Annotated in this window: 22 protein-coding genes; 16 read left to right on the top strand and 6 right to left on the bottom strand. The window is 64.5% G+C overall.

Translation table 11 applies throughout. From position 1 onward, the window contains the following. Positions 1-147 precede the first annotated feature (147 nt). The 4 genes from AC3EMP_RS10995 to AC3EMP_RS11010 are packed head-to-tail and all read left to right on the top strand — an operon-like array spanning position 148 to position 4,657. The gene (locus AC3EMP_RS10995; RefSeq protein WP_023723360.1) at positions 148-1,200 is read left to right on the top strand and encodes an ABC transporter substrate-binding protein; all 1,053 of its coding nucleotides are present in this window, start codon (positions 148-150) and stop codon (positions 1,198-1,200) included. 27 nt (positions 1,201-1,227) lie between these two features. After that, positions 1,228-2,727 (top strand): sugar ABC transporter ATP-binding protein, encoded by a 1,500-nt coding sequence (locus tag AC3EMP_RS11000; protein WP_198031475.1) that lies wholly within the window; start codon positions 1,228-1,230, stop codon positions 2,725-2,727. After that, positions 2,724-3,689 (top strand): ABC transporter permease, encoded by a 966-nt coding sequence (locus AC3EMP_RS11005; RefSeq protein WP_352712766.1) that lies wholly within the window; start codon positions 2,724-2,726, stop codon positions 3,687-3,689. Before AC3EMP_RS11000 ends, AC3EMP_RS11005 begins: the two co-directional genes overlap by 4 nt. Beyond that, entirely contained in the window at positions 3,686-4,657 is a 972-nt protein-coding gene (locus tag AC3EMP_RS11010) for an ABC transporter permease (protein WP_352597394.1), read from the top strand. The genes AC3EMP_RS11005 and AC3EMP_RS11010 overlap by 4 nt, the downstream gene beginning before the upstream one ends. On the opposite strand, the gene AC3EMP_RS11015 is transcribed toward AC3EMP_RS11010, so the two are convergent. Further along, entirely contained in the window at positions 4,631-5,572 is a 942-nt protein-coding gene (locus tag AC3EMP_RS11015) for an amidohydrolase family protein (RefSeq protein ID WP_352712764.1), read from the bottom strand. The two genes, AC3EMP_RS11010 and AC3EMP_RS11015, sit on opposite strands and share 27 nt — an antisense overlap. Before the next feature lie 68 nt (positions 5,573-5,640). Here AC3EMP_RS11015 and AC3EMP_RS11020 point away from each other — a divergent pair, with 68 nt between their 5' ends. From AC3EMP_RS11020 to AC3EMP_RS11035, 4 genes are read left to right on the top strand one after another with little or no spacing between them, the layout of a single operon-like run. After that, positions 5,641-6,966, top strand: coding sequence for an alanine racemase (locus AC3EMP_RS11020; protein ID WP_031201232.1), 1,326 nt, complete (start codon positions 5,641-5,643; stop codon positions 6,964-6,966). Positions 6,967-7,004: 38 nt separating this feature from the next. Further along, positions 7,005-7,349 (top strand): RidA family protein, encoded by a 345-nt coding sequence (locus AC3EMP_RS11025; RefSeq protein WP_023804501.1) that lies wholly within the window; start codon positions 7,005-7,007, stop codon positions 7,347-7,349. A 2-nt stretch (positions 7,350-7,351) separates the two neighbouring features. Then, positions 7,352-8,362 (top strand): succinylglutamate desuccinylase/aspartoacylase family protein, encoded by a 1,011-nt coding sequence (locus tag AC3EMP_RS11030; RefSeq protein WP_352712763.1) that lies wholly within the window; start codon positions 7,352-7,354, stop codon positions 8,360-8,362. Between the two features lie 30 nt (positions 8,363-8,392). Continuing rightward, positions 8,393-9,574 carry a hypothetical protein gene (locus tag AC3EMP_RS11035; protein WP_352712761.1) on the top strand — a complete coding sequence of 394 codons (1,182 nt, stop codon included), beginning with the start codon at positions 8,393-8,395 and terminating at the stop codon, positions 9,572-9,574. A gap of 75 nt (positions 9,575-9,649) precedes the next feature. Here the strand turns inward: AC3EMP_RS11035 and AC3EMP_RS11040 are convergent, their stop codons facing one another. Genes AC3EMP_RS11040 through AC3EMP_RS11050 form a run of 3 tightly spaced genes read right to left on the bottom strand, consistent with a single transcriptional unit; the run spans position 9,650 to position 12,814 of the window. Continuing rightward, positions 9,650-10,501 carry a TIGR01459 family HAD-type hydrolase gene (locus AC3EMP_RS11040; protein ID WP_352712759.1) on the bottom strand — a complete coding sequence of 284 codons (852 nt, stop codon included), beginning with the start codon at positions 10,499-10,501 and terminating at the stop codon, positions 9,650-9,652. Next, positions 10,498-11,787 (bottom strand): FGGY-family carbohydrate kinase, encoded by a 1,290-nt coding sequence (locus tag AC3EMP_RS11045; protein ID WP_352712757.1) that lies wholly within the window; start codon positions 11,785-11,787, stop codon positions 10,498-10,500. The genes AC3EMP_RS11040 and AC3EMP_RS11045 overlap by 4 nt, the downstream gene beginning before the upstream one ends. Then, positions 11,771-12,814, bottom strand: a complete 1,044-nt coding sequence (locus AC3EMP_RS11050; protein ID WP_352712755.1) for a class II aldolase/adducin family protein — start codon at positions 12,812-12,814, stop codon at positions 11,771-11,773. Before AC3EMP_RS11050 ends, AC3EMP_RS11045 begins: the two co-directional genes overlap by 17 nt. A gap of 192 nt (positions 12,815-13,006) precedes the next feature. Here AC3EMP_RS11050 and AC3EMP_RS11055 point away from each other — a divergent pair, with 192 nt between their 5' ends. From AC3EMP_RS11055 to AC3EMP_RS11085, 7 genes are all read left to right on the top strand, one after another. Beyond that, positions 13,007-13,789, top strand: coding sequence for a DeoR/GlpR family DNA-binding transcription regulator (locus tag AC3EMP_RS11055; protein ID WP_023686810.1), 783 nt, complete (start codon positions 13,007-13,009; stop codon positions 13,787-13,789). After that, positions 13,786-15,165, top strand: coding sequence for an FGGY-family carbohydrate kinase (locus tag AC3EMP_RS11060; RefSeq protein WP_023695088.1), 1,380 nt, complete (start codon positions 13,786-13,788; stop codon positions 15,163-15,165). Before AC3EMP_RS11055 ends, AC3EMP_RS11060 begins: the two co-directional genes overlap by 4 nt. Before the next feature lie 44 nt (positions 15,166-15,209). Then, a complete protein-coding gene (locus tag AC3EMP_RS11065) occupies positions 15,210-16,706 on the top strand; it encodes a sugar ABC transporter ATP-binding protein (protein ID WP_050587408.1) in 1,497 nt (498 codons plus the stop codon). Next, positions 16,703-17,695 (top strand): ABC transporter permease subunit, encoded by a 993-nt coding sequence (locus tag AC3EMP_RS11070; protein WP_023740485.1) that lies wholly within the window; start codon positions 16,703-16,705, stop codon positions 17,693-17,695. Before AC3EMP_RS11065 ends, AC3EMP_RS11070 begins: the two co-directional genes overlap by 4 nt. Positions 17,696-17,772: 77 nt before the next feature. Next, positions 17,773-18,711, top strand: a complete 939-nt coding sequence (locus tag AC3EMP_RS11075; RefSeq protein WP_023710138.1) for an ABC transporter substrate-binding protein — start codon at positions 17,773-17,775, stop codon at positions 18,709-18,711. A gap of 66 nt (positions 18,712-18,777) precedes the next feature. Further along, a complete protein-coding gene (locus tag AC3EMP_RS11080) occupies positions 18,778-19,671 on the top strand; it encodes a sugar phosphate isomerase/epimerase family protein (RefSeq protein ID WP_023692360.1) in 894 nt (297 codons plus the stop codon). Between the two features lie 621 nt (positions 19,672-20,292). Continuing rightward, positions 20,293-20,535, top strand: coding sequence for a DUF768 domain-containing protein (locus AC3EMP_RS11085; RefSeq protein ID WP_023670565.1), 243 nt, complete (start codon positions 20,293-20,295; stop codon positions 20,533-20,535). Between the two features lie 33 nt (positions 20,536-20,568). On the opposite strand, the gene AC3EMP_RS11090 is transcribed toward AC3EMP_RS11085, so the two are convergent. Then, positions 20,569-21,687 (bottom strand): DmpA family aminopeptidase, encoded by a 1,119-nt coding sequence (locus AC3EMP_RS11090; protein WP_352712752.1) that lies wholly within the window; start codon positions 21,685-21,687, stop codon positions 20,569-20,571. Positions 21,688-21,695: 8 nt separating this feature from the next. After that, entirely contained in the window at positions 21,696-23,357 is a 1,662-nt protein-coding gene (gene xseA, locus AC3EMP_RS11095) for an exodeoxyribonuclease VII large subunit (RefSeq protein ID WP_027049002.1), read from the bottom strand. 91 nt (positions 23,358-23,448) lie between these two features. Here xseA and AC3EMP_RS11100 point away from each other — a divergent pair, with 91 nt between their 5' ends. Then, the gene (locus AC3EMP_RS11100) at positions 23,449-25,647 is read left to right on the top strand and encodes a bifunctional diguanylate cyclase/phosphodiesterase (RefSeq protein WP_352712750.1); all 2,199 of its coding nucleotides are present in this window, start codon (positions 23,449-23,451) and stop codon (positions 25,645-25,647) included. Positions 25,648-25,652 lie beyond the last annotated feature (5 nt).

A 25,652-nucleotide genomic window follows, 5' to 3' on the forward strand; every position in this document is an offset into this window, starting at 1 on the left:
CAGACACATTGTCTGAAATACCAGACAAACTAACGAGCCTGACGCAGACAAATCCCGAGGCGACACACGGTTCCCAAGATCCGGGACCGACGGGTTTCCTCGCCCTTGTTCTGCACGTCGAGGCCACAACCTCTGAAGGGAACAGTCATGATGAAATCACCGTTTTTCGCATCCGCCAGCGCGCTTTGCCTCGGTCTCGTGCTGAGCTTTGGCGCCGGCTCGGCAGCCAATGCCGCCGCCAACTGCATCAAGGGCGACCGCAAGGCGCCGTACACGATCGGCTGGGCCAACATCTATTCCGTGCCGACCTGGATGAAGCAGACCCAAGGCACGATCGAAGCCGAAGTCGAGACCCTGAAAAAGCAGGGACTGGTCGACAAGCTCGTCGTCACCGACGCTCAGGGCGATGCCAACGTCCAGATCCAGCAGATCCAGTCGATGATCGATTCCGATGTCGACGCCATCATCCTGATCGCCGGTTCGTCGACCGCACCGGCACGCGTTCTGGCCGACGCCTGCGCCAAGGGCATCGCCATCATCAACTTCGACAGCCTCGTCGATACCGACAAGGTCACCGCCAAGGTCAACACCGATTCTTCGCAATGGGGCGACCAGGCCGCCAAGTTCCTGATCGACGCCATCGGCGGCAAGGGCAAGATCCTGATCCTCAATGGCCCCGCCGGGGTTTCGGTCAGCGATGACAGGCGCAAAGGCGCCGACGCTGAGCTCAAGGCCCATCCCGACGTGACGGTGCTTGCCGAGACCAACACGCCCTACAACGTCGCGCCGGCACAGGAAGCCGTCACCAGCCTGCTCTTCGCCAACCCCGAGATCGACGGCATCCTGTCGCTCGGCGGCGCTCTGTCGGCAGGCGCCGTGCTGGCCCTCGACAAGCAGGGCCGTGAACAGGTGCCGATCACCGGTGAGAACGCCCGGCAGTTTTTGGAACTCTGGAAAGAAAAGGGCTTGAAGAGCTGGGCGACGATGCAGCCGAACTGGCTCGGCGCCTTCGCCACCTACACTGCCGTCCAGGCGCTGGAAGGCAAGGATGTGCCGGCTTTCGTCAAGATTCCGCTGCCGGTAATCGACAATTCCAACATCGACGAATACCTCGCCCGGGCCAAGGACTTCCCGGCTGACGGCTACATCTTTTCTCCTTACGATGAGGAGCTGTTCAAGAAGCTGCTGGCTCAGAAATAAGCCTGAAGGGTTGTAGCGTTGACAACCATGGCTCCGCTGCTCGCGGCGCGGGGTGTGTCGAAGTCTTTCTTCGGCAACCCCGTCCTGCGCGACGTTTCAATCGCTCTCCAGCCGGGCCGCGTGCATGCGCTGCTCGGCGAGAACGGCGCCGGAAAGTCGACCTTGATCAACCTTTTGTCCGGCGCCTTGAGACCGGATGGCGGGACGATCGAGGTCGATGGACGCGCGGTCTCACGCATGACGCCGGCTGTTGCGCGGCAGGCCGGCATCGCCGTCGTCCAGCAGGAACTCAGCCTGACGGCCAGTCTTTCCATCGCCGAAAATATTGGTCTCGGCGCCTATCCCAAACGGTTCGGCCTGATTGACTACCGCGAACTCGCTGCGCGGGCGAGGACCGCATGCGAACTTGTCGGGCTGCACGAGCCGCTGTCGACGCCGGTCGGGCATCTGTCGCTCGGCCGCCGCCAAATGGTGGAGATCGCCAAGGCGCTCTACCGCCGGCCGCGCGTGCTCATTCTCGACGAACCGACATCGTCGCTATCGGCAACCGAAACCAAAATTCTCACCGATCTGCTGCAGCGGTTGCGCGGCGAAGGCATCGCCATTCTCCACATCTCGCACCGACTGAACGAAGTCATGGCGCTGTGCCAGCACGTCACCGTTCTGAAGGACGGCACCTGCACGGCCGACCGCACCCTGGAAGGCACCGACGCCGCCGGGTTGGTTCGGCTGATGGTCGGCCGCGATCCCGGTGATCTTTTTCCGCAATGGCAGCCTTCCAATTTGCCTGCCGACGCTATCTCTGTCCGAAATCTTTCGGCCGGCCTGATGCGCGACGTCGATCTGGATATCAAAACGGGCGAAGTGCTTGGCATTGGCGGCCTGGTCGGGCAAGGGCAGGAAGATCTGCTGCTCGGTCTCTACGGCGCCATTCCGGCACGGACGGCGTCGGCGACCGTCAACGGCGCCTCCGGCCTGCCCGGCGGCGTGCCGAAAGCCAACGCGCTGGGGCTGGCCTATGTGCCCGCGGATCGCAAGCGCGAGGGCCTGCACCTGATCCATCCCATCATCACCAACATGATGCTGCCCGCCTTTGCCAGGCTGCCGGCGCTGAAGCTGCGCAGCCGCCGCGCAGAGCGCGAGACGGCCAAAAGCCTTGCCGCCCAACTCGGCATCAAGGGTCACCTCGGCCGGGCGGCGCAGGCTCTATCGGGCGGCAACCAGCAGAAGGTGGCGCTGGCGAAATGGATGCCGCACGACCCGCTGGTGCTTCTGCTCAACGATCCGACGCGCGGCGTCGACGTCGAAACAAAACGTGAGATCTACATGATGCTTCGCAATTTCGCCGCCGCCGGCAAGGCGGTCGTGCTGCTCAGTTCCGACACGCCCGAACTCGTGCACCTTTGCGACCGTGTAGCCATCGTCCGCGAAGGCCGCATCGTCGCCATGCTGGCGCGTGGAGCGCTGAGCGAGGAAGCCATCGTCTCCGCGGCGATGGGCGCCGAACAGCGGAAGGTTGCGGCATGAACACATCTTCCTCCGCCCGGCAGACCGATGCGCTCTACTGGCCGGTGCAGATGCGTCGCAATGTCGGCGTGCGCAGCCTGTTTGCCGTCGTCCTGATGTTTCTCATCGCCTATGGCGTCCTCTTTCCGGGCCTGTTCACGGCGTCCGGCTTCGCCAAATTCACCCAGAGCTGGTTTCCATTGGCGCTGGTCGCCATGGCGCAGGCGATCCTGATGCTCACCGGCGGCATCAGCCTAGCCATCGGCGCGACGGTCAGCTTGGGCGCGGTCATCGCCGCGACGACGATGGCCGGGCCGCTGGGCGTCGCCGGGGGCACTGCCGCGGTGGCGCTGACGGGCCTCGGCATCGGGGCGGCAACCGGCTTCATCGTGATACGGCTTCGCCTGCCGGCGATCGTGGTGACGCTTGCCGGGTCGTTCATCATCGGCGGCGCCGCACTGCTGATCCTGCCGCGGCCCGGCGGCGCAATCCCGGCGTGGCTGTCCGACCTGCTTGCCGGCAACACACCGGCGGCATTCGTGCTGCTGGTGGTCATCATTCTCCTGTGGAAGCTCTATCTCGCCACGCCGCTTGGCTTGAGCCTCTATGCCGCCGGCGAGAATCCGGTCGGCGCCTATCGCTCCGGCGTGCCGGTCGACGGCGCGCGGATTGCGGCCTATGCGATCAGCGGTCTGCTCTCCACCGGCGCCGGCTTGTTCGTCGCCGCACAGACCGGTTCGGGCGACCCGGTCATCGGCGCCGCCTTTACCCTGAACTCGATTGCCGCTGCGGTGCTCGGCGGCATCGGCTTCCTCGGCGGCCAGGGCACGATGCGCGGCGCGCTTGCCGGCAGCCTGCTGCTCAGCCTGATGATCAGCGTCATGTTCTTCCTCGGCTTCACGCCGGTCGCACAATATGTGGCCCAGGGCCTGATCATCATCGGCGCGGTCGCCATCCCGCAATTCCGCAAGGCACAGCAATGACAGCATGGAATGACAGCGCGGGCGGCAAACGCGCCCTGACGGTCCTGCTCAGCCGGCCGTTTCTCACCGTTGCCATCGTTGCCGCGGTCTGGATCGTGGCGAGCTTCGTTTCGCGCGGCTTCGGCGCTTATGGCCATCTGCGCTATCTGGTGGAGCTCGGCGCCGTCATCGGCCTGGTTGCCGCGGGCCAGACTTTTGTGGTGATCGCCGGCGGCATCGACCTTTCCGTCGCGGCCATCGTCACGGTCAGCGCCGTCAGCCTGCCGCTGCTGTCGTGGCAGGTGGATCCGACCGGCATCACCGCCATTCTTGCCGTTCTGGTGCTGACCACGGCAATCGGCCTGGTCAACGGGCTCGGCGTCGCTTTGCTGCGCGTCCACCCGATGATCATGACATTGGCCATGGCGACATTCTTGCAGGGTCTGTTGATCATCATCGCCGGCGGCAGCGCCGTGACCGCCGAGAACCCGCTGGTCCACTGGCTCGGCAATGGCCGGCCGGCCGGCATTCCCGCTGGCGTATTGTTGTGGGTGGTCGTCTCGGTGATCGTGCTGACCACGATGCATGCGACATCGCTCGGCGCCCGGATTTTCGCCATGGGCGCCAACCCACTTGCCGCGGCATTGTCCGGTGTTCCGGTCACGTCCACGACGCTTGCGGTCTACGGCATCAGCGGCTTCTGCTCGGGACTTGCCGGCGTGCTCGTGTTGGGCATGAACGGACAGGGCTATGTCGGCATCGGCGATCCCTATCTGCTCGCCTCGATTGCCGCTGTGGTCCTCGGAGGCACCTCGATCCTCGGCGGGCTCGGCACCTATGCCGGCACCATCCCCGGCGCCATCCTGCTGGTCACCATCACCGCGCTGATCACCGTCGTCAACGCATCGCCCGGCTGGCGCAGCATCCTGTTCGGCTCGCTGATCCTCGGCCTGCTGCTGCTCTCAGGCCGGGAGCAGGCGCGCCGATGACACATCGTCGAGCCGATAGATGCGCCTTGCGTTGCCGAAGAACAGCGCCGTCTGCTCGTCGGCGGAAAAGTCCGCTGTGATGGTTTTGAAGCCGTCATATATGTCATCGAACGAGGCATGCAGGCCGGCGACCGGAAAGTCGCTGCCGAACATGGCGCGACCGGTGCCGAAACAATCGATGCAATGCAGGACGACGGGCTCCAGACTGTCGAGCGTCCAGTCATGATCGTAGGCGACCAGATCCGATATTTTGATGGCGACGTTGTCGCATTGCGACAGAAGCCGCAGCCCGTCGCGCCACACCTGCATGCCATCGGCGTCGCGGTCGATTGGACTGCCGCAATGGTTGAGCACGAATTGCTGATCGGGGAAGGCAGCCGCAAGGCGAGCCGCGCTGGCGAGCTGGCGCGGAAACACCATCAGGTCGAAGGCCAGCCGATGCTGGCCAAGCAAGGCAAGCCCGGCACGCCAGGCCGGCTCCTCCATGATGCCGTCACGGGTCGCAAAACGGCGGGCAGGGTCGGGATCCCAGCTCAATATGTCGCGCACGCCGACGACACGCTCGAACGCGGCTTGCGCTTCGATCAGCGCCGGCGCCTGGCGATCGGCGAGCGGCACGTGAACGACATAGCGAGCGGCGACGCCGCGCGATTTGTCGAGTGTTTCAAGCCAGCGCGTTTCTCCGATGCAGTCGCCACTCGCCCAGCCGGCTTCGACATGGATGGTGGCGAGGACTTTATGCCCTATGGCATCGCGCGCATAATCCCCAGGCAGATAGTTCCGCCGCAAGGGGCCAAGCTCGCCCAGGCCGCCGCGCTCGCCGGCCGTGGCGGCGAGCCAGGGATGCCGTCCCAGGCTGAGATCCCAAAGATGATGATGGGCGTCGATGATCGGTCCGGCGTAAGGTTCTGGCACGTATCTCTCTCAGGCTGTGACCGGCGATCGATCTGGCTTCGTTGCGACGGTGAAAGGGTTAGCATCGGATGACTGAAAACTCACCGGTTCCAGCCCTTTCGGTGCACGAAAATTTTCGGCTCGACGACCGCATCCGCGGCGTGCCTCCCGGCACAACCGGGCTTGACAGCAGCCTTGTCGCGGCCGAGCGCTGGCATCCGGCCGATGGACGCATGGCGCTTCCGGTGCTGACCCTCGACGAGGCGGCCTTCTCCGCCAATCGCGACCTGTTCCTGCGCTATGCGCGCGAACACAATGTCGCGATCGCTCCGCATGCCAAGACGCCGATGGCGCCCGACCTTGCCCGGTCGCTGGTCGAGGCCGGCGCATGGGGCACGACGGTCGCCGACATCAGGCAAGCGACAGTGATGCTGAAGGCCGGCTTGACACGGCTGATCATCGCCAATGAGGTTGGCGGAGCCGGCGGCGCCAACCGGCTGGCCGTGCTTGCTGGTGCCTGGCCGGATGCCGAGCTCTATGTCTTTGCCGACTCGGTCGACGCCGTGAACGCGCTTTCCGAGGCTTGGCGCGCCAATGCGGCACTGCCGCCTTTGCATGTGCTGGTCGAACTTGGTGCGGGCAGGGCGGGCGCCCGCACCACCGCGCAAGCCGAGGCCATCGCCGATGCGATCACGGCTGCCGGCGGGCGGCTGCTGATCGCCGGCGTTGCGACCTATGAAGGGGCGGCGGCGCAACCCGAGCCCGGTCGCACCGATGAGGTGATATCCGGCCTGCTGGCAATGACCGCCGACATGTTCCTGCGGCTGCGTGCCCGCGTCGGCGGCGACGCACCGCTGATCGTCACAGCCGGCGGCTCCGCCTTCTTCGACCAGGTGGTCGCGGCGCTTGCACCCCTCGTTTCCAGCGACGGCAACGCAACGCTGGTGCTGCGCAGCGGCGCCATCTTCTTCCACGACCACGGCACCTATGACCGTTCGCTCGGCGCCCTCGATACCCGCAAGGGTTTTGCCATAGGCGGCATCAGCGCTTCGGCGCGGCATTCCTTTCGCCCTGCGCTACGCCTTTGGGCCGAAGTGCTGTCGCGTCCGGAGCCGGGCCTTGTCATCTGCGGCATGGGCATGCGCGACGTGTCGTTCGACCAGGGCTTTCCAACGCCGCTCACCGTCTTTCGTGCCTGCAAGCCGCTGCCGATGCCGGCGGCGCGCGCCGAGGTGGTCAAGCTCAACGACCAGCATTCCTTCCTGTCGATTGCGCCGAGCGACGACATCGCCGTCGGCGACGTCGTCGAATTCGGCATCTCGCATCCCTGCACCTGCCTCGACCGTTATCGCGTGATCTTCGGCGTCGACGCGACCGGCCACGTCCGCCACGCTTTCCCCACCTGGTTCGGCTGACCAGATCCCCCAAAAAGAGAACCTCGAAAGGATCCGATATGATCAAGTATTTTCAGTCCGGCTCGCGCATGTCGCAGGCAGTCGTCTATGGCGGCCTCGTTCACATAGCCGGCCAGGTGGCCAACGATCGCAAGGCCGGCATCGAAGGCCAGACCAGCGACGTGCTGGCCAAAGTCGAGGCGCTGCTGGTCGAGGCCGGCAGCAGCAAGTCGAAGCTGGTGGCGGTCAACATCTTCCTGCCGCAGATCGGTGATTTCGAGGCCATGAACAGCATCTACGATGCCTGGGTCGATCCTGCCCGCCTGCCGGCGCGGGCCTGCGTCGAGGCGCGGCTTGCCGACCCTGATCTGCGCATCGAAATCACCGCCGTCGCGGCGGTCTGACCATGCACACCGGCCTCGCCCACACGCTCGATTTCGACCGCCACGGCAAGACGCTCAGCCATCTAAGCATTCCGTTCTCGATCGATCGCTCGCCCTACTTTCAGGTCAAGGTGCCGATCTGCCTCATCCGCAATGGCGACGGCCCGTCACTGCTTTTGATGGCCGGCAATCACGGCGACGAATATGAGGGCGAGCTGTCGCTGGCAAAACTGGCGCGCCGGCTCGATCCGAAGCGGATCAAGGGCCGCATCACCATCATGCCGATGGCCAACGCCCCTGCGGTGATGGCCGCCAAGCGCTGCTCGCCGCTCGACGGCGGCAATCTCAACCGGGCGTTTCCCGGCGATCCCTCGGGAACGCCGACAAGCCGGCTCGCCAATTTCCTTGAGACGGAGCTGTTTCCTCGTCACGACGTCGTCTTCGATATCCATTCGGGCGGCACGTCGATGGAGCATCTGCCGACCGCGCTGGTCGAACGCAACGCCGATCCCGAGCGCCACCGGCGTGGCGTCGAGCTGATGCGCACGCTCGGCATGCCCTACGGCTTTATCGCTGACAACGGCCAGGCCTCGCCGACCTCGATGGGCGCAGCGCGCCGCGCCGGCGCCATCGGCGTCAGCGGTGAGTTCGGCGGCGGTGGCACCGCAACGGTCGATTCGATGGCGATCACGGCCCGCGCACTCGACCGTCTGATGATAGCAATGGGTGTGGTCGGCGCGCCGGTTCTTGGCGCTAGCGAAAAGCATTCGGCGCCGACAAGGCTGCTGTCCCTGTCCAGGCACAGCCAGGGCCTCTATGCCACCCGCCGCGGCTGGTTCGAGCCCGCCGCCAGGCTCGGCGACAGTGTCACTTCAGGACAATTGGCCGGCTGGTACCACGATCTCGAGCGGCTCGATGTTGCCGAGGAGGCCCTACATTTCGCCGAAAGCGGCTTGGTGCTGTCGCGCCGGCTGCACACGATGTGTGAGGCGGGCGACTGCCTAATGCAGATCGCAGAGCCGGTCGACGGCTGAGCCAAACCCGGATCAGGCAGAGGATATTCCATGCAGCAACTGTCCATGTGGACCTATCCCTGGGACATCCAGGATCTCGGCCTGGAGACGGTCGAACGTGATCTTGTCGGGCGCGCCGGGCTCAACATGATCAGCCTGGCGACATCCTATCATGCCGGGCGCTTCCTGCAGCCGCGCAGTCCGCGCCGCAAGGCCTATTTCCCTGAGGACGGCACCATCTATTTCAAGCCGACCGCAGCGCGCTGGGGAAGTCTAGCCATCCAGCCCAAGGTGGCTGACGTGATCACCGAGGGCGGCGACGTGCTCGGTCAGCTCATCCGCCGTCGCGACGCGGGCGGACTAGGCGTTTCGTGCTGGACGGTCTGCCTGCACAACACCCGCCTGGGCATGCTGCATCCGCAGGCCGTCACCCGCAACGCCTTCGGCGATGCCAATTACTACAATCTCTGCCCGTCCCATCCCGATGCGCGCGCCTATGTCCGCACGCTGATCGCCGACATCTCGCACAGCTACCGGCCGGACCGGATAGAACTTGAAAGCCCGTCCTTCATGGGCTTTGCCCATGAATACCATCACGAGAAGGACGGTGTCGGGCTGACGCCGGAAGACGATTTTCTTTTGTCTCTGTGCTTCTGTCCGTCCTGCGTCGCCCGTGCGGCAAAAGCCGGCATCGATGCCGAGGCGGCGCGCAAGCTCACCAGGCAATGGATCGTCGAGACCTGCGAGCGCGCGGTGCCTGAGCGGCGCTTTCCCGATTTCCCCGCCTGCGGCCTCGACGCCTTTGCGCCGTGGCCGGAGCTCCATGCCTATCTCTTGTGGCGATTCGAGCCAGTGACCAGCCTGGTCGCCGAACTGCGCGAGGTAGCCGATCCCACGACGCGGGTCGTCATTATCGATCTGAAAGACGGCTGGCTTGGCGGTTGCGATCTGGCAGCGCTGGGCAAGGTCTGCGACGGGGCGATCCTGTGCGCCTACGACATGCAGGCCGGCGATGTCGCCAGCCTGATGGCGGCCGGCCGTGCGGCACTGGGCGCGGACAAATTCCTCGGCGCCGGCTACCGGCTGTTCTATCCGGAAATGGCCCGCCCCGACATCCTTGCGGCCAAGGTGAAGCCGGCGCTGGCGCCCGGTGTCGACGGCGTCAATTTCTACAATTACGGCCTCATTCCAGCCGCGCGGCTCGACTGGATCGGCGCTGTTCGGCGGTCTTGAGCCAGCGGGCCAATGCTCGTCGGCCACAATGCGTTTAGGACGGATTCGGGCGCGAGCGCTTTCAGGTGAATCAAATCAGCGAAACCTGAAGCCATCCATGGTGTAATCCGGGTATGCGTCCATCGTGTCGAACAGGTCGAACAGGTCAGGTGTGTCCGCCAATATTCCTGACAGAACCAGCACCGTGGCCACGCCGGCAGCAAGTCCGCCGGCGATGTCGTGTTCGACGCTGTCGCCGATGCAGACCACAGTGCTGCGGTCTGGATTGCCTGCCAGCGCTAGCGCAGCGCCGAATATAGTGGGGTAAGGCTTGCCGATACGCGTGACGCTGCCACCGAGGCTCTCGTAGAGATCCGCCAGCTGGCCGGCGCCGAAGCGCGGCCCCACCTCCGTCAGCATGATCTTGTCCGGGTTGGTGCAGAAGCATGCCACCTGCCGCGCTGCAGCCGGTGCAAGAAGCCTGCGATAGTGTTCAAGATCGTAGCGGTCGCCCTCGCTGCCCGAAATCAGCACCAGCCCGGCATCGTCACTGTCCTTGGTCAATGCGAAGGGCAGACCTTCGATCGCCGAGCGGTCATCGTCGCGGCTTACAAGCAGGCATTTCGTGTTTCGCAGCAGCCTTCCGGATGCCGCCATGTCGTGGAAGAACTCCCACGCTATCTCGCCGGAAGAGACAAAATGGTCCCAGCTTCCCGGTTCGAAGCCCAGCTTTAGCAGCCGGCTCTCGTTGGGGCCTGCCCGCTTGCCGGAGTTCGAGATCAGCACAATGGTCTTGCCGGCGCGCTTCAGGGCCGACAGCGCTTCCACCGCGCCTGGATAGGGGCTGGTGCCATCATGCAGCACGCCGAACTGATCGAGCAGGAAAACATCATAGCGCTCGGCCAGCTGGTTGACGCCGTTGAGGTGTTCGACTGGTTTCGCGCTCATAGAAGTCCCGCCGTGCTTGCGCCCATCAGCGCCAGCCGCGCCGTGCCGGCAGCCGCCTCGTCCGAAAGCGCCGGCAGGAATTCAACGCCCAGCCGGCGCTGCCGAATCGCCGTCCAGGCAGGATTTGCCGCACCGCCGCCGACGCTTCTGACCGATGTCAGCGCAGGCGCTCCGAGTTCGGCAAGCCTGTCATAGCCGAGCGCCTCGATCGCGGCGATGCCCTCGAACATTGCTTTCAAATAGTCGGCGTCGTTCGCCGGGCGCGGCGCAAGGCGCGGCGGCAGGGCGGGATCGGCGACTGGAAATCGCTCGCCTGTCGCGGGAAGCGGATAATAGTCGAGGCCGGTCGCGGTCGCCGGGTCGATCGCGGCGCTGAGCTCGATGATGCGCGCCAGCGAAAAATGCTGCGCCAGCACCTTGCCGCCGGAGTTCGACGCGCCGCCGGCCAGCCAGGCATCGCCCAGCCGGTGGCTGTAGATGCCGAAGCGTGGCGCCGAGACAGGCCGATCGGACAGGATCTTGATGGTCAACGACGACCCAAGCGCAGTGACGCCGTCGCCTATCGCCGCCGCCCCTGTCGCCAGGAACGAGGCGCAGCCATCCGTGGTACCGGCGACCACGGCCATTTCGCGCGACAAGCCGAACATATCGGCACTATCCACGGTGAGCCTGCCGACGACGTCGCCCGGCCTGACGACGCCGGGCAGCAATTCCATGTGCATCCCGGTCGCCGCAATCCAGTCCGGCCAGCAGCGGGCCTCGACATCGTAGCCGGTTTTCAAAGCATTGTTCTCGTCGGCGACATCGAAGCGGCCGCTGAATCTTCCCGCGATCCAGTCAGCCTGATGCAGCACCGCGGCGACGCCGGGCGTGCGCTGGAACCACAGCGCCTTGGCGAGGCCCGAGGTCGCACTCAGCGCGGCGCTCGTCGCTGGGGCTTGGCGGGCAATCGTGGCCAGAATGGCGTTGTCGGCGACGGTGTCGTTGTACATCAGCGGCTCGGCCAATGGCCGGCCAGTGCCGTCGACCGGCAGCAATGTGCCCGAGGTGCCGTCGACGGCGATCGCCCTGACCGCAGTGCGATCGACACCCGAAAGCAGTTCCGTCAGCGCTGCGCCAACCGCTGACGACCACGCCGCGGGGTCGCGGGCGTTCGGGCCAAAGCGCTCCAGCGAAACGGCCGAACGCGCGGCGATGGAAAAATCCGGACGCATGGCGACCGCGCGCGCGCCGGACGTGCCGATGTCGATGCCTATGGCAAGCGGCGTGTCAGCGGCTGGCGGCATTGAGTTTCTGGCGATACTTCTCGGCGTCCCAGTTGACCAGTTCATCGTTCTCGGCGGCGGTGAGGTAGTTCAGCCGCGCTGCAATGTCGATGCGTGCCGTCACGTCGGCAAGGCAGCGTTGCATGGCGTCGGCGCCGGCACTGGCGTCGCCGCGCATCAGCACGCCCAGCCCGGGAAACAGGATCGCCACGGGCTTTGCACCGCACCGCTCGATGACGCGCGGCACATCCTCACCGGGCTTTGCCACCACCGACCCCCGACCCAGAAAGATGACGTGATCGGGGTAGAGGCTGCCCCCCGACGCCATGCGGCGGCTTTCGGGATCGATGGCGACCGCGTGCGCCTCGATTTCCGCCGGCAGCCTGTAACCGGTTTTCCCGGCCAGCGCCGCCAATCCCGCAACATCCGGTTCCGCCACTTGGCGCGCCGGCCGCGCCAGAAGCAGCGTGACGCGGCGCAGCAGCACTTCGGCCTCGGCGACGGTATCGGCCGCGACGACCAGCCCGTGATTGGCAAGGATCAGCACGTCGACCCCAGCCTGAAGCCGCTCGGCAATACCCTGGGCAAGCGGCAGGCCTGGCCGGAAATAAGGAACATACGCCCATTTGAGACCATCAAGGCGTCTGGCGGCTTCCACCTCGCAATTGGCCTGTACCGCCAGCGAAATGGTTTCGACGCAATGGACATGCAGGACGACGCGCTGCGGCATCAGCGCGTGAACGGTGGTTTCAATCGAAGGGCGCAGGCGCCGGGCGTTGAGCGTCTCGATAGCGAAGATCTGCGGCTGGTCGGCGGCGCTGTCGCGCTGTTCGACAGCCCTGAGCAGCGGCGCCATCCCCACCGGCACCATGATGTCTTCGGAGAGCGCATCCTTCAGCCATGTGCCGGAAGCCTTGATCCACAGCGTGTCGCCGGCTTTCAGCGAGGTGTTGCCGCCGGCGGCCTGGGTCAGGTTTGGGCTGCGCCCGATGCTGGCCGAAAGCGCCCGCAAGGCAGCCATTTCCTGCGCATCCGCATAGGTCGCCATGGCGCATTTCCTCTATCAGCCCCGCCAGCCTCGCAGCTTCGGATACCCGTCGTGGGATGTTGATGTGTATCGCAGATGCGAGCGACTTACGTCAATAGTGATCTAATGTCATCAAAGGTTCTTGCAATCGGAAAGATGTTGAGTAAGTTACGTCAAATGCCGTGGCAAAAACGGCTTCCGGGAGGAAAACGATTGAGCGACTCCGGCCGCCAGCGTCAGATCGTCGAGTTGCTGCGGGATCGTCCCTTCGCGTCGGTGCGCGAACTGCAGGAGCAGCTCGGCGTGTCGGCGGCGACGGTGCGGCGCGACATCGACAAGATCGACGAGGCCGGTGAAGCACGGAAGGTCTATGGCGGCATCTCGGCGCTCGACGGCGCTTCACAGGCGGGTGTTGCCTATGCCAGACCCTATGACGAGAACCGCGACCTCGCGGTCGAGGCCAAGCGGCAGATCGCCGCTCTCGCGGCCACGATGGTGCGCGACGGCGATGCGGTCATCGTGCATGGCGGTTCGACCTGCTTCCACCTTGGGGTCAAGCTGGCTGAGCGCAGCATCCGTCTCTATACCAATTCGATGCCGCTCGCGGCCTATCTGAGCGACCACGGCCATTGCAGCCTGACCGTTGCCGGCGGCGATCTGCATCGTGAGCCGGGCATCATCCATTCACCGACCCAGGCGGAGCCGTTCTACGCATCGAAGTTCTTTCTCGGCGCGCAAGGCCTTGGCCAGGAGGGCGTGCTGGAATCGCACCCGCTGCTGGTCCGCTCCATCGCCGATCTCAGCCTGTGTGCCGACCAGATCGTGGTGCTGGCCGACAGCCGCAAACTGTCGATCCACGCCCGTAACATCGCGCTGCCCTTGTCGCGCATCGGCACGCTGGTGACCGATGACGGCCTGTCCGACGTCGACGCGCGCATGCTGGAAGACGCGGGCGTCATGGTGCGCGTCGCCTCGGCTTCGGGAGCCATCCAGTGAAGATGGCCGTCCTCGATTTCGGCAAGACCAATTCGAAGCTGTTCGTCTTCGCTCAGGACGGGCGCATCGTCGACGAGCGCCGGACCCGGCCGAACTGGATGCGCAAAGATGGCTTCAGCGTGCTTGATGAGGCAGCACTTCACGATTGGGCGGTTCGCGCCGTAAGCGAGGCCGCCGACATCCATGGCGTAGAGGGCGTGATGGTGTCGGGCCATGGCTGCACCTTTGCCCTGGTCGACGAGGCGGCGCTGACGCATCCGATACTCGATTACGAGCAAGAGCCGCCGGCTGATATTGCCGCGCAAATTGATCGCCTCGTTCCGGATTTCACCGAGACCTTCTCGCCGCGATTGCCGCTCGGCTTCAACTACGGTCGCCACATGCTGTGGCTACAGGCGGTGCAACCCGGTGCATTCACGGCCGCGAAATCGATCCTCGGCTATCCACAATACTGGAGCTGGCGGTTTGGCGGCCGGGCGGTCTCGGAAGTGTCCTATCTCGGCTGCCACTCGCATTTATGGGCGCCGCGCAAGCGCGACTTCAGTTCGCTGGTCGACATTGAGGGCTGGCGCGACCGGATGCCCGCTTTCGAGCGGGCGGGCTCGGTTGTCGGCGAGCAACGCCTCGGCGATACGAAGCGGCGGATCGCCATCCACAATGGTGTCCATGACAGCAATGCCGCGCTCCATGCCTATCGCCGGCAGGAGCTTGGCCCGGTCACCGTCGTCTCGACCGGCACCTGGGTGGTCGTGCTTAATCCGGATTGCCTGCTCGACGCGCTCGATGGCCAGCGCGACATGCTGGTCAATGTCGATGTCGACGGCGGCCCTGTGCCGACCATCCGCTTTATGGGCGGGCGCGAATTCGCCACGATCAGCGACGGCTGGCAAGGCGCGATCGCGCCGGCGACAGTGCAGCGGGTGATCAACGCCGGCAGCATGGCGCTGCCGAGCTTCGCGCCGGGCGGCCCAATGCCCGGCCGCGCCGGCAAATTGGTCGGCCGCATGCCAAGCGCCGAGGAACGCGCAGCCGTGGCGCTGCTCTACGTCGCGCTGATGGTCGACCTCTGCCTCGACCAGATCCATTCGGACAACACCGTGATCGTCGATGGCGGACTGAACGCTGGCGGCCTGCTCGCCGGGCTAGTGGCGCAACTGCGTCCCAGCCAAGCCTTCCTGCAAGGGGCCACACTGGAGGGCAGCGCCACCGGGGCGGCGGCGCTGGCCTTCGAGACCGTCGGCCGCGAATTTGCCGCGGAAGTGCCGGAGCCCGTGCGTGCCGCAAGCTTCACCGGACTTGCCCGATATCGCGACACATGGCGTGGCCTCATCGGCGAGCAGGGCATCCCCCGCGCGGCAGCGGGAGGCGCACGGTGATCGTCGCTGCTCAGGCCGAAGTCACGCGCCAGCCAGTGCTGGAAATGCGGCACATCTCGAAGACGTTCGGGCCAGTCCGCGCCTTGCAGGACGTGTCGCTGACCGTCCATGCCGGAGAAGTCCATGCGCTGATGGGTGAAAACGGTGCCGGCAAGTCGACTTTGATGAAGGTGCTGTCCGGCGCCTATCGGCCTGATGCCGGCGGCGAGATACTGATTGACGGCGTGCCGGTCGCCACCGGCGACCCGATCAAGGCGCGGGCTCACGGCATTGCGGTTATCTATCAGGAACTGTCGCTGGCGCCCAACCTGACGGTCGCGCAGAACATCTTCCTCGGCAATGAGCCGAGGCGTTTCGGCATCGTCGACCGCGACCAGTGCTACCGGCGCAGCAATGAGATCATCAAGCGTCTCGGCGTGTCCTTCTCCGCACGGGCCCAGGTTTCCAGCCTGTCGCTCGGCGAGCGTCAGCTGGTCGAAATCGCCCGCGCGCTTTCGACCAGCGCGCGCATCATTGTCATGGACGAGCCAACCACCTCGCTGACCTCGCGCGAGACCGACCGTCTGTTCGAGGTCATCGCGACGCTGAAGTCGCAAGGCATCGCCATCATCTACATCAGCCACCGCATGGAAGAGGTCTACCAGTTGGCCGACCGTGTCAGCGTGCTGCGCGACAGCGGCTATGTCGGCACACTCGAGCGCGCCGAGCTGAACGCCTCGCGCCTCGTCTCGATGATGGTTGGCCGCGACCTGTCGGCTTTTTACAGGAAGGATCATCGCCCGCCGGATAGCAAGCGCGCGGTCGCCTTGTCGGTGCGCGGCATGGCGGACGGCAATCTCCTGAAGAACTGCTCCTTCGAACTGTACAAGGGCGAGGTGCTGGCTCTGGCTGGCCTTGTCGGCTCGGGCCGCACCGAACTCGCGCGACTGATCTTCGGTGCCGACAGACGCATCGCCGGCACGCTGGAACTCGACGGCAAGCCAGTAACCATCGGCTCGCCAAGCGAGGCACTGAATGCCGGCATCGCCTATCTCACCGAGGACCGCAAGGAGCTCGGCCTGTTCCTCGACATGTCGATATCCGACAACATCAGCATGGGCGTGCTGGCCAGGGATGCGCGGCCCGGCGGCTTGCGGGATTTCAAAGCCGCCGAGAGACGTGCTGCCACGGCCGTTTCGGATCTCTCCATCCGCACCAGGTCGGTACAGGCCAATGCCGGTTCGCTGTCGGGCGGCAACCAGCAGAAAGTGTTGCTTGCCCGCCTGCTCGAGACCGAGCCGCAAGTGGTCATCCTGGATGAACCGACGCGCGGCGTCGATGTCGGAGCGAAGTCGGAAATCTACCGGCTGATCGACAATCTCGCCAAAAAGGGCATCGCCATCCTGATGATCTCCAGCGAACTGCCGGAGGTGATCGGCGTCGCCGACCGCGTGCTGGTAATGCGCGACGGCACGATCGCCGGCGAGGTGACGGCGTCCAAAGACCAGCCGCTGCGCCAGGAAGCAATCATGGAACTTGCAACGGGAGCGGCCAAGGGATGACCGACAAGGCGACCGAGATCAGTGGCCAGGCTGTCGGCAGGAGCCGGCGGTTGCGCACCGCCTTCGCCGCCCTTGGCATGCTGCCGATCCTGATCCTGCTGGCGGTCGGCTTTCAGTTGATGAACGCGCGCTTCTTCACCCAGACCAATTTGCTGATCGTCATGCAGCAATCGTCGATCAACATCGTGCTGGCAGCGGGCATGACCTTCGTCATACTGACCGGCGGGATCGACCTGTCCGTTGGCTCGATACTTGCCGCCTCGGCGATGGTGGCGGTGATGGTGTCGCTGGTGCCTGATTGGGGACTGCTGGGCGTGCCGGCGGCCATTCTCGTCGGCCTCGGCTTCGGCGTCATCAACGGGCTGCTGATCGCCTATATCAGACTGCCGCCCTTCATCGTCACGCTGGGGTCGCTGACCGCTGTGCGCGGCGTCGCCCGCCTGCTCGGCCAGGACACCACGGTGTTCAACTCGGACCTGCCGTTCGACTTCATCGGCAACGGTTCGCTGTTCGGCATTCCGTGGCTGGTCATCATCGCCTTGTCGGTCGTGGTGCTGTCCTGGCTGGTGCTCAAGCGCACCGTGCTCGGCACCTGGATCTATGCCGTTGGCGGCAATGCCGAAGCGGCGCGGCTGACCGGCATCAAGGTGCCGCTGGTGCTGCTCTTTGTCTATGGCGTTTCCGGCCTGCTGGCCGGCCTTGGCGGCGCCATGTCAGCGGCCCGGCTCTATGCGGCCAACGGGCTGCAGCTTGGGCAGTCTTACGAACTCGACGCCATTGCTGCGGTCATTCTCGGCGGCACCAGCTTCGTCGGCGGCGTCGGCTCGATCTGGGGTACGCTGATCGGTGGCCTGATCATAGCGGTGCTCTCCAACGGGCTTATCTTAGCCGGTGTCTCGGACATCTGGCAGTACATCATCAAGGGATTGGTCATCATCGTGGCAGTCGCCCTCGACCGCTACAGGCTCCAGGCAGGAGCGAGAACGTGATTGACCTTGGTCGCCGGCGTAAACGACCGGTTTGTGGTAACGCACCGTGAGAGGCGCGGGGCAATTGGAGGAAAGCAATGAAGACCATCGCTAAACTGCTCTGCGGCGTCGCACTCGCGGCTGCCGCCATCGCGCCCGCATCGGCCAAGGACCTCAACAAGGTCGGCATCTCGGTCGGCCTGCTCGGCAACCCCTTCTTCGTCGCCACCATCAAGGGCATCGAGGACGCGGCCAAGAAGATCAACCCGAAGGTCGAGGTGACGTCAGTGTCGGCCGACTACGACCTCAACAAGCAGGTCTCTCAGGTCGATTCCTTCATCGCCGCCGGGGTCGACGTGATCATGCTCAATGCGGTCGATGCCAAGGCGATCGGCCCGGCGGTGAAGAAGGCGCAAGCAGCGGGCATCGTCGTTGCCGCCTTCGACGTCTCGGCGCCAGGCGCCGACGTCACCGTGATGACCAACAACGTCAAGGCCGGCGAAGAGGCCTGCCAGTATCTGGTCGACCACACCGGCGGCAAGGGCGACTACGTTATCCTCAACGGCCCGGCGTCGTCGTCGATCCTGGAGCGGGTGAAGGGCTGCAAGGACGTCCTTGCAAAACACCCCGACATCAAGATCCTCTCCGAAGACCAGAATGCCGAAGGCTCGCGCGACGGCGGCCTGAAGGTCTTCCAGTCGCTGCTCACCCGCTTCGACAAGATCGATGCGGTGTTTGCCATCAACGATCCGACGGCGATCGGCGCCCAGCTTGCGGCCAAGCAGCTCAATCGCTCGGAGTTCATCTTCACCGCAGTGGATGGCGCTCCCGATATCGAGAAGGAACTCGCTTCCGGCACCTCGATGATCAAGGCCTCGGCTTCGCAGGATCCCTACGTGATGGCTGGCCAGTCGCTGACGATGGCGGCTGAGCTGCTTGCCGGCAAGAAGCCGGCGGAGCCGACCGTGCTGCTCGACCCGAAGCTGATCACGGCCGAGAACCTGAAAGACTACAAGGGCTGGACCGCGGCCCGCTAAGCCTCCCAAGGCCGATGCGGCCGGGGCAACCCGGCCGCATCTCAATTCCAGAAACGGGAGACGATCATGTCGCGCATCGGTATTCATTCCTTCGTTTGGTCGGCGAGTTCGGCGCAAGGCGACCTCGAACGCACGCTGGCCAACACCAGAGAGGCCGGCTTCGACCTGATCGAGTTCTCCTATCTTGACCCGGCCAATGTCGACGTTGGCGGGTTGGCCAGGCGCATCGCCGACCTCAAGCTCGGCGTCGCGATCAGCATCGGCCTGCCGGCCGACGGCGACATTTCGAGTGCCGACAAGGCGGTTGCCGCGCGCGGCGTCGAGATCCTCAACGAGACGATCGCGCTCACCCGCGATCTCGGCGGCCAGAAGATTGGCGGCATCCTCAGCACCAGCCACGGCTTGCAGACGCAGGCGCCGACGCGCGATCAGTGGAACCGCAGCGCGGGGACACTTGCGAAGGTTGCGGAGACGGCCAAGTCCGCCGGCGTCACGCTCAATCTGGAGATCGTCAACCGCTTCGAAAGCAATCTGCTCAACACCGCTTCACAAGGCCTGGCCTTCATCGCGGACACCGGCTCCGACAACATCTTCCTGCATCTCGATACCTTCCACATGAACATCGAGGAGGCCGATGTCGGACTGGCTATCCGCCATGCCGCTGACAAGATCGGCTATGTCCATATCGGCGAGAGCCATCGCGGTTTCCTCGGCACCGGCAATATCGACTTTGCCGCTATCTTCGATGCGCTGACCGCAATCGGCTATAGGGACGACCTCAGCTTTGAATCCTTCTCGTCGAAGATCGTCGACGAGAACCTGTCACGGAAGACCGCGATCTGGCGCAATCTGTGGGCCGACAATATGGAACTGGCCCGGCATGCGCGCGCCTTCATCTCAATCGGGCTGGAGACGGCGCAGCGCAAGGCAGAGCTTGTCGCATCGAGACATCGTCCTTAGCAGGAGCGCGCTGCCAAAGCGCCAATGTTGTCGTTCATCCGGCCCGCGCGTTACGTGCAAGGAATCGACGTCGGAGGCGCTGAGTGTGGCGGAGGCAGTCGAGCGGGGTGACGCTGACGAGAGCTTTCTGATTTTGGCTCACGAAACGCAATAAAATCAACATCTTCATACGCCTTCCGGGGCCATCCAATCTCCATACTGGACGGGGATGACGTTTGACACAGCGCGGCGGAAAGAAGCAGGATGGCTGATAGAGTCGACATCGCATAATGATGTCACTATATAGCGGCGGCTTCGACCGTGTAGCTGTGGCGGTGTACCACGAAGCAGCAGAAAATGTGTTACGCGTTGTGATCCCTATTGTGATACAAATCGGCCGTCGACAGCAGGAAAAGATCGTAAGAACAACAGCATAGAGCCGAAGCCGATCCCGGCCAACGTACCACTCTATCAAACAATCAGAACGTGCTCATTGAACCCTTCCCTTCATTCGGCTCTTCGGACCTCCGACAAGATCAACTTGCCGGGCGAAGCCGACTCGGTTCGAATGGCAGCATGCATCCTTTACCGGGTGCGGACGTTTACGGTTACCAACCGGCATAGCCGCCAGGGAAAAGCAGTATGAGTGAACATGCGATCGAGTTCTTGCGCGGATGGATCGGTGAAAAGGTCCACTGCCAGCACTCGCCGGTAAAGATCGAGAAGCAGGCCGAGACCCTCGCCAAGGAGTGCGCGGCCAAGGCCGCTGAGGTCGGCATTCCGCTGGAAGATATCCAGGAAGAAGTCGGCGACATCCAGGAACTGATCGCATCGCGGCTCGAAGAGGCGGCCGAGGCCGACCAGAGCAACGCGGCCAAGCCGTGACGCAACAGGCCTGGCGCCGCCAGGCCTTGTCCTCTATCCAAATCGATCTTTCAGCCAGGCCTTGGGCAGCGCCGGCACGAAATTGCCGTCGCGTCCGCTCATATCCTCATTGGCGACCATTGCATTGAGGATCGCCTCCTCTACGCCTTGCGCCACCGCATCGAAGAACGGATCGATATCGACGTCCGGGATGTAAGCGGCGTTTGCGGTTCGTCCCGACGGTGCAAGTGCTGCTTGCGGATTGGCGGTGGTGAAGGCCAGAAAAATGTCGCCCGAACTGTGGTAGCCGAAGCCGCCTGTCATGGCGATGCCGAGCGGCACGCGCTTTGCCAGCCGCTTCATCTGGTGCGGCAGAAATGGCGCATCGGTGGCGACGATGGCGATGATCGAGCCCTTTTCGGCACGCGGCGTGCCTTCGCGCATCGCCGGCTCCACCAGATCGGGCCCGACGCGGGCGCCGCGCAGTGTGAAATTGCGCCGCTTGCCGAAATTCGCCTGCACGAATACGCCGACCGTATGCCTGATGCCCTGCCACTCGACGATGCGCGATGCCGTGCCCGAGCCGGCCTTGAAGCCAAAGGCAATCATGCCGGTGCCGCCGCCGACACTGCCTTCCTCGATCGCTCCACCGGCGGCACCGTCGAGCGCGGCTTCGACATGTTCGAAGCCGACGTGATGACCGTTGATGTCGTTGAGGAAACCATCATAGGTCTCCGCCGCAACCGGCAGGCCCCAGCCGCTGTCGAGCGCCGCCGACAGCACGCGTTGCATCCAGCGCAGCGTGCCGTCGCGGGTAACGCCGCAGGAATGCGTGTTGGTGATCGTGACCGGCAGGTTGAAGGCGCCGACTTCCTCGATAATGTGCGACCCCGTCAACTCGCCATTGCCGTTCTGGCTGAAGACACCGGCAAACACCGGCGTGGCGAGCTCAGCCAACGGCCGCGGCAGGATGGCGGTGACGCCGGTGCGCACCGGCCCCGTGCCAACCTTGAGCAGACCCTCGCCGGAAATCAGCGTCGCATAGCCGACCGATACGCCGAGCACATCGGTGATGGCGTTGAAGCCGCCCGGCGTGCCCTCGAAGGCAATGCCGAAAGCACGCGCGCGCGGCTTGCCCGCCGGCGTTTGAAGATGCGGGTCATGTCCGGTCATGCGGTCCTCTAAAAAAGCGAGCCCTGATTGCCCGGCTCTTTCGGTTTGCTGGCCGTCGGCTTTGCGGCGGGTTTGCTGGCCGCTGGTTTGGCAACGGCCTGCACCCGCTCGGCGTCGCCGGTCGCGACTGCATTTACGATGCCGTCGGCGAACTCCAGCTGCAGGCCAGCGCCCGGCGCCACATCAACTGCCAGTTTGATCACCGCGCCGTCGGCATCCTTGACCAGCGCGAAGCCGCGGGCCAGCACAGCCTTGTGCGACAGCGTTGCCATCAGCCTCTCGGATTGGACGATGCGGCCGCGCAGTCGCTCCAGCCTGAGCAGTACCGCTTGCGTGCCGCGTCTCGTCAAAGCTGTCAGCAGATCCCTCTGCACGGTTTGCCGCCGTGCCGTTGGCTCGATCGTAATGCGGCCTTGCAGCAAAGCCAGTTGCTGCCTGTGCCGTTGCAGGGATGCTTTCGCACATTTTGGCAACTGATCCGCCGCACGATTCAACTCCGCGCGCCGGGCTCTCGCCAATGCGCGCAGCGCCCCCTGGGCGCGCAAAAGGTTGCGGTCGTTGGTGCGTCGCGCCTCGGCAATTCGCCGCGACAGCGTTGCCGGAGTGAGCTTCACGGCGAAGAACCGAGCTTGCTTTCTTTCGGTGGAGACCATCAGCCCCCGGCTAAGCCGGCTGGCCGCCTCGTCCAGCCGCCGTCGCGGCAGCGCCAGCAACTGGTCGGGCGAGGGCAGCGCGCGGGCGGCCGCACGCGAGGCCTGCCGCTTGCGTTCGAAATTGCGCAAGGTAGCTGCTTTGAGCCGTGCGCCAAGACTGGCTAGTGTCGCTTCGAGGTCCGCTTTCACCGGCACCGCGATCTCCGCCGCGCCTGTCGGCGTCGGTGCCCGCATGTCGGCGACGAGATCGATCAAGGTCCAGTCGGTCTCGTGCCCGACGGCCGAAATCACCGGGATGCGCGAGGCAGCGACGGCGCGCGCCAGCCCTTCATCGTTGAACCCCCAGAGGTCCTCGAGGCTGCCGCCGCCGCGCGCCACGATCAGAAGGTCGGGCTGGGCAATCGCTCCATCCCAGGCCAGCGCGTTGAAGCCGTTGACGGCCGCCGTCACTTCCGCCCCCGCCGTCTCGCCCTGCACTCTCACCGGCCAGACCAGCACATGCAGCGGAAAGCGGTCCTTGATGCGATGGATGATGTCACGGATGACCGATCCGGTCGGCGAGGTGACGACGCCGATGGTGCGCGGCATGAAGGGCAGCCGCCGCTTGCGGCCGGCATCGAACAGCCCTTCGGCCTGCAGTCGCCGCTTGCGCTCTTCCAAAAGCGCCATCAGCGCCCCGGCGCCGGCGGGTTCTAGATTGTCGATGACGATCTGGTAGTTGGATTTGCCGGGATAGGTGGTGAGTTTGCCGGTGGCGATCACCTCCATCCCCTCTTCGGGGCGGAATTTCAGCCGGCTCATCGTGCCTTTCCAGACCACGGCATCGAGCCGCGCGCGGTCGTCCTTCAGTGTGAAATAGGCATGGCCGGAAGAGTGCGGCCCGCGATAGCCGGAAATTTCGCCGCGCACCCGCACATGGCCGAAGACATCCTCGACCGTACGCTTCAGCGCGCCGGAAATCTCGCTCACCGTGTATTCGGTGGCATTGGTTCGTGATTCGGATTCTGCGTCGCTCATCGGCCGATTGAGCGGCTGTTGTCGCTCCGCGTCAAGATTCCATAACTTGATCTTAAGCCTGTCCTGATTGACTCTGGGCCAAGGAGGACGCATGAGCGCCCGCAGACAACGCAGCCCGTTGACGTTCCAGGTCACCCTGACGGTGCTGACGCTTGCCGTTTTTGCACTGGCCATCGTTGTCGGCTTCGGCCTTTACGCCACCATGCAGGCCGACCGGGTCTCGCTCGAGCGGCAGAAGGTTTTCCTGGCCAACGGCCTGCAGGACCAGGTCGCCGCGGTAAAGCGCGAGCAGGAAAGCGTCGCCGTCTGGGATGATTCCGTTATCAACGCCAAGGCCGGCAACCAGACCTGGATGGCAGAGAATCTCAGCGTCTGGATGTCCTCGTATTACGGCCACAACCGGGTCTATGTGCTGGACGACGCCAACCGGCCGGTCCACGCCATGCGCGAAGGGAAGGTCGTGTCGCCTGCCGTCTTTGGCGAGGACGAACCCGCTTTGCGGCCGACAATCGCCAGGTTGCGCCAGATGATGAGCAAGGACGCAAGCCAGGCCGGCGCAAAATTCGTTGCCGACGATCTGGTCTCGCTTGGCGGTCAGCCTGCCATACTCAGCGTCATGCCTCTGGTGCCGAGTTCGGATCGCGTCACCCAGGCATCCGGCAGCGAATATCTGCATGTCTCCATAGAGTTCATCAACGACGCGGTGATCGGCAAGATCGCGCAGAAATATCTTCTGGCGGGGGCGCATCTCCTGCCGATGGCTCAGCCGCTTGGCTCGGCTGCCATTCCGCTTATCGACAAACAGGGTGTCATCCTCGGCTATATTGCCTGGGACCAGGAACGGCCCGGCCTGACGCTGGTGGGCAAGGCCAGCCCGGCCCTGGCTCTGGCCGCGCTGGTTGCGGCGAGCGTGCTCGCCTTTCTGCTCCGGCGTCTGCGCCGTGCGTCATCGGCGCTGCAGACCAGCCAGGCCCAGGCGCAATATCTCGCCTTTCACGACACGCTCACCGGCCTGCCCAACCGGGCACTGTTCGAGGACAGGTTGCGGCGTGCCTTGCTTACCTCCGGCAATGAAAGCAAGGTCGCGCTGCTTTATCTCGATCTAGATCGCTTCAAGCATGTCAACGACACGCTTGGTCACCCGGCAGGCGACGAACTCGTGCGCCAGACGGCGGCCAGGCTTCACCATACTGTTCGCGACGTCGACACGGTGGCAAGACTGGGTGGCGACGAATTCGCGGTAATCCTGATCGATGTCCGCGACGTCAGGAACGCAGAGGATATTTCCGAGAGGGTGCTGCAGAAACTGCAGGAGCCGTTCAAACTGATGGACGATCAGGTCTTTATCAGCGCCAGCATCGGCATAGCCTTGTCGACAGGCCCTGATGCCGATGCAGACGATCTGCTGCGCAAGGCCGACATCGCGCTCTACGAAGCCAAGAAGAACGGCCGTGGCCGCTACCAGGTCTTCGCCGGCGACATGGACGACCTTTTGCTGCGCAAGCGCAAGGTCGAGAGCGAGCTGCGCAGCGCGCTAAATGGCGGCACCGGTATCAAGCTCGCCTACCAGCCGGTCTTTGCCAGCGACGGCAAGACCATTGTCGGCGCCGAGGCGCTGATCCGCTGGGCGCATGAGGTCCATGGCGCACTGCCGGCGGCGCAGTTCATCGCCATCGCCGAGGAACGCGGCATGATCGGGCAGCTCGGCGCATGGTCCCTGCTGGAAGCCTGCCGCTTCGCCGTAAAGACCAAACTGCCGTGGCTCGCCGTCAATGTCTCGCCGCTGCAATTGCGCGACGCCGGCTTTGCCGAAGAGGTTGCCTCGATCCTCGCCGAAACCGGACTGGCGCCGAAGCGCCTGCAGCTCGAAATCACCGAAAACGTTCTCCTGGAAAACAACGACACCACCAGAGCGGCTCTGGCAGCCTTGCGCCAGTCGGGCGTCGGCATTGTGCTCGACGATTTCGGCACCGGCTATTCGTCGCTGAGCTATCTGCGCCGCCATGCCATCGACAAGCTCAAGATCGACCGCTCCTTCGTGCGGCTTCTCGACGGCGACGGCAATTCGGGCGCCATCGTCAAGGCGCTGATCGATCTCGCCGGCGCGCTCAAGGTCGAGGTCACCGCCGAGGGCGTAGAGACCGAGGTGCAAAAGGCGCTGCTGGTCGCCATGGGCTGCCAGCAGCTGCAGGGCTACCTCTTGTCGCCGCCGCTGGAGCCGGCGCAATTGGTGGCGCTGCCCGGCCTGTCGTCGGCCAACGCAACGACGGAGGCGGCAGCGTCGGCCTGATCGTT

The organism is Mesorhizobium sp. P160219, from assembly GCF_057786095.1.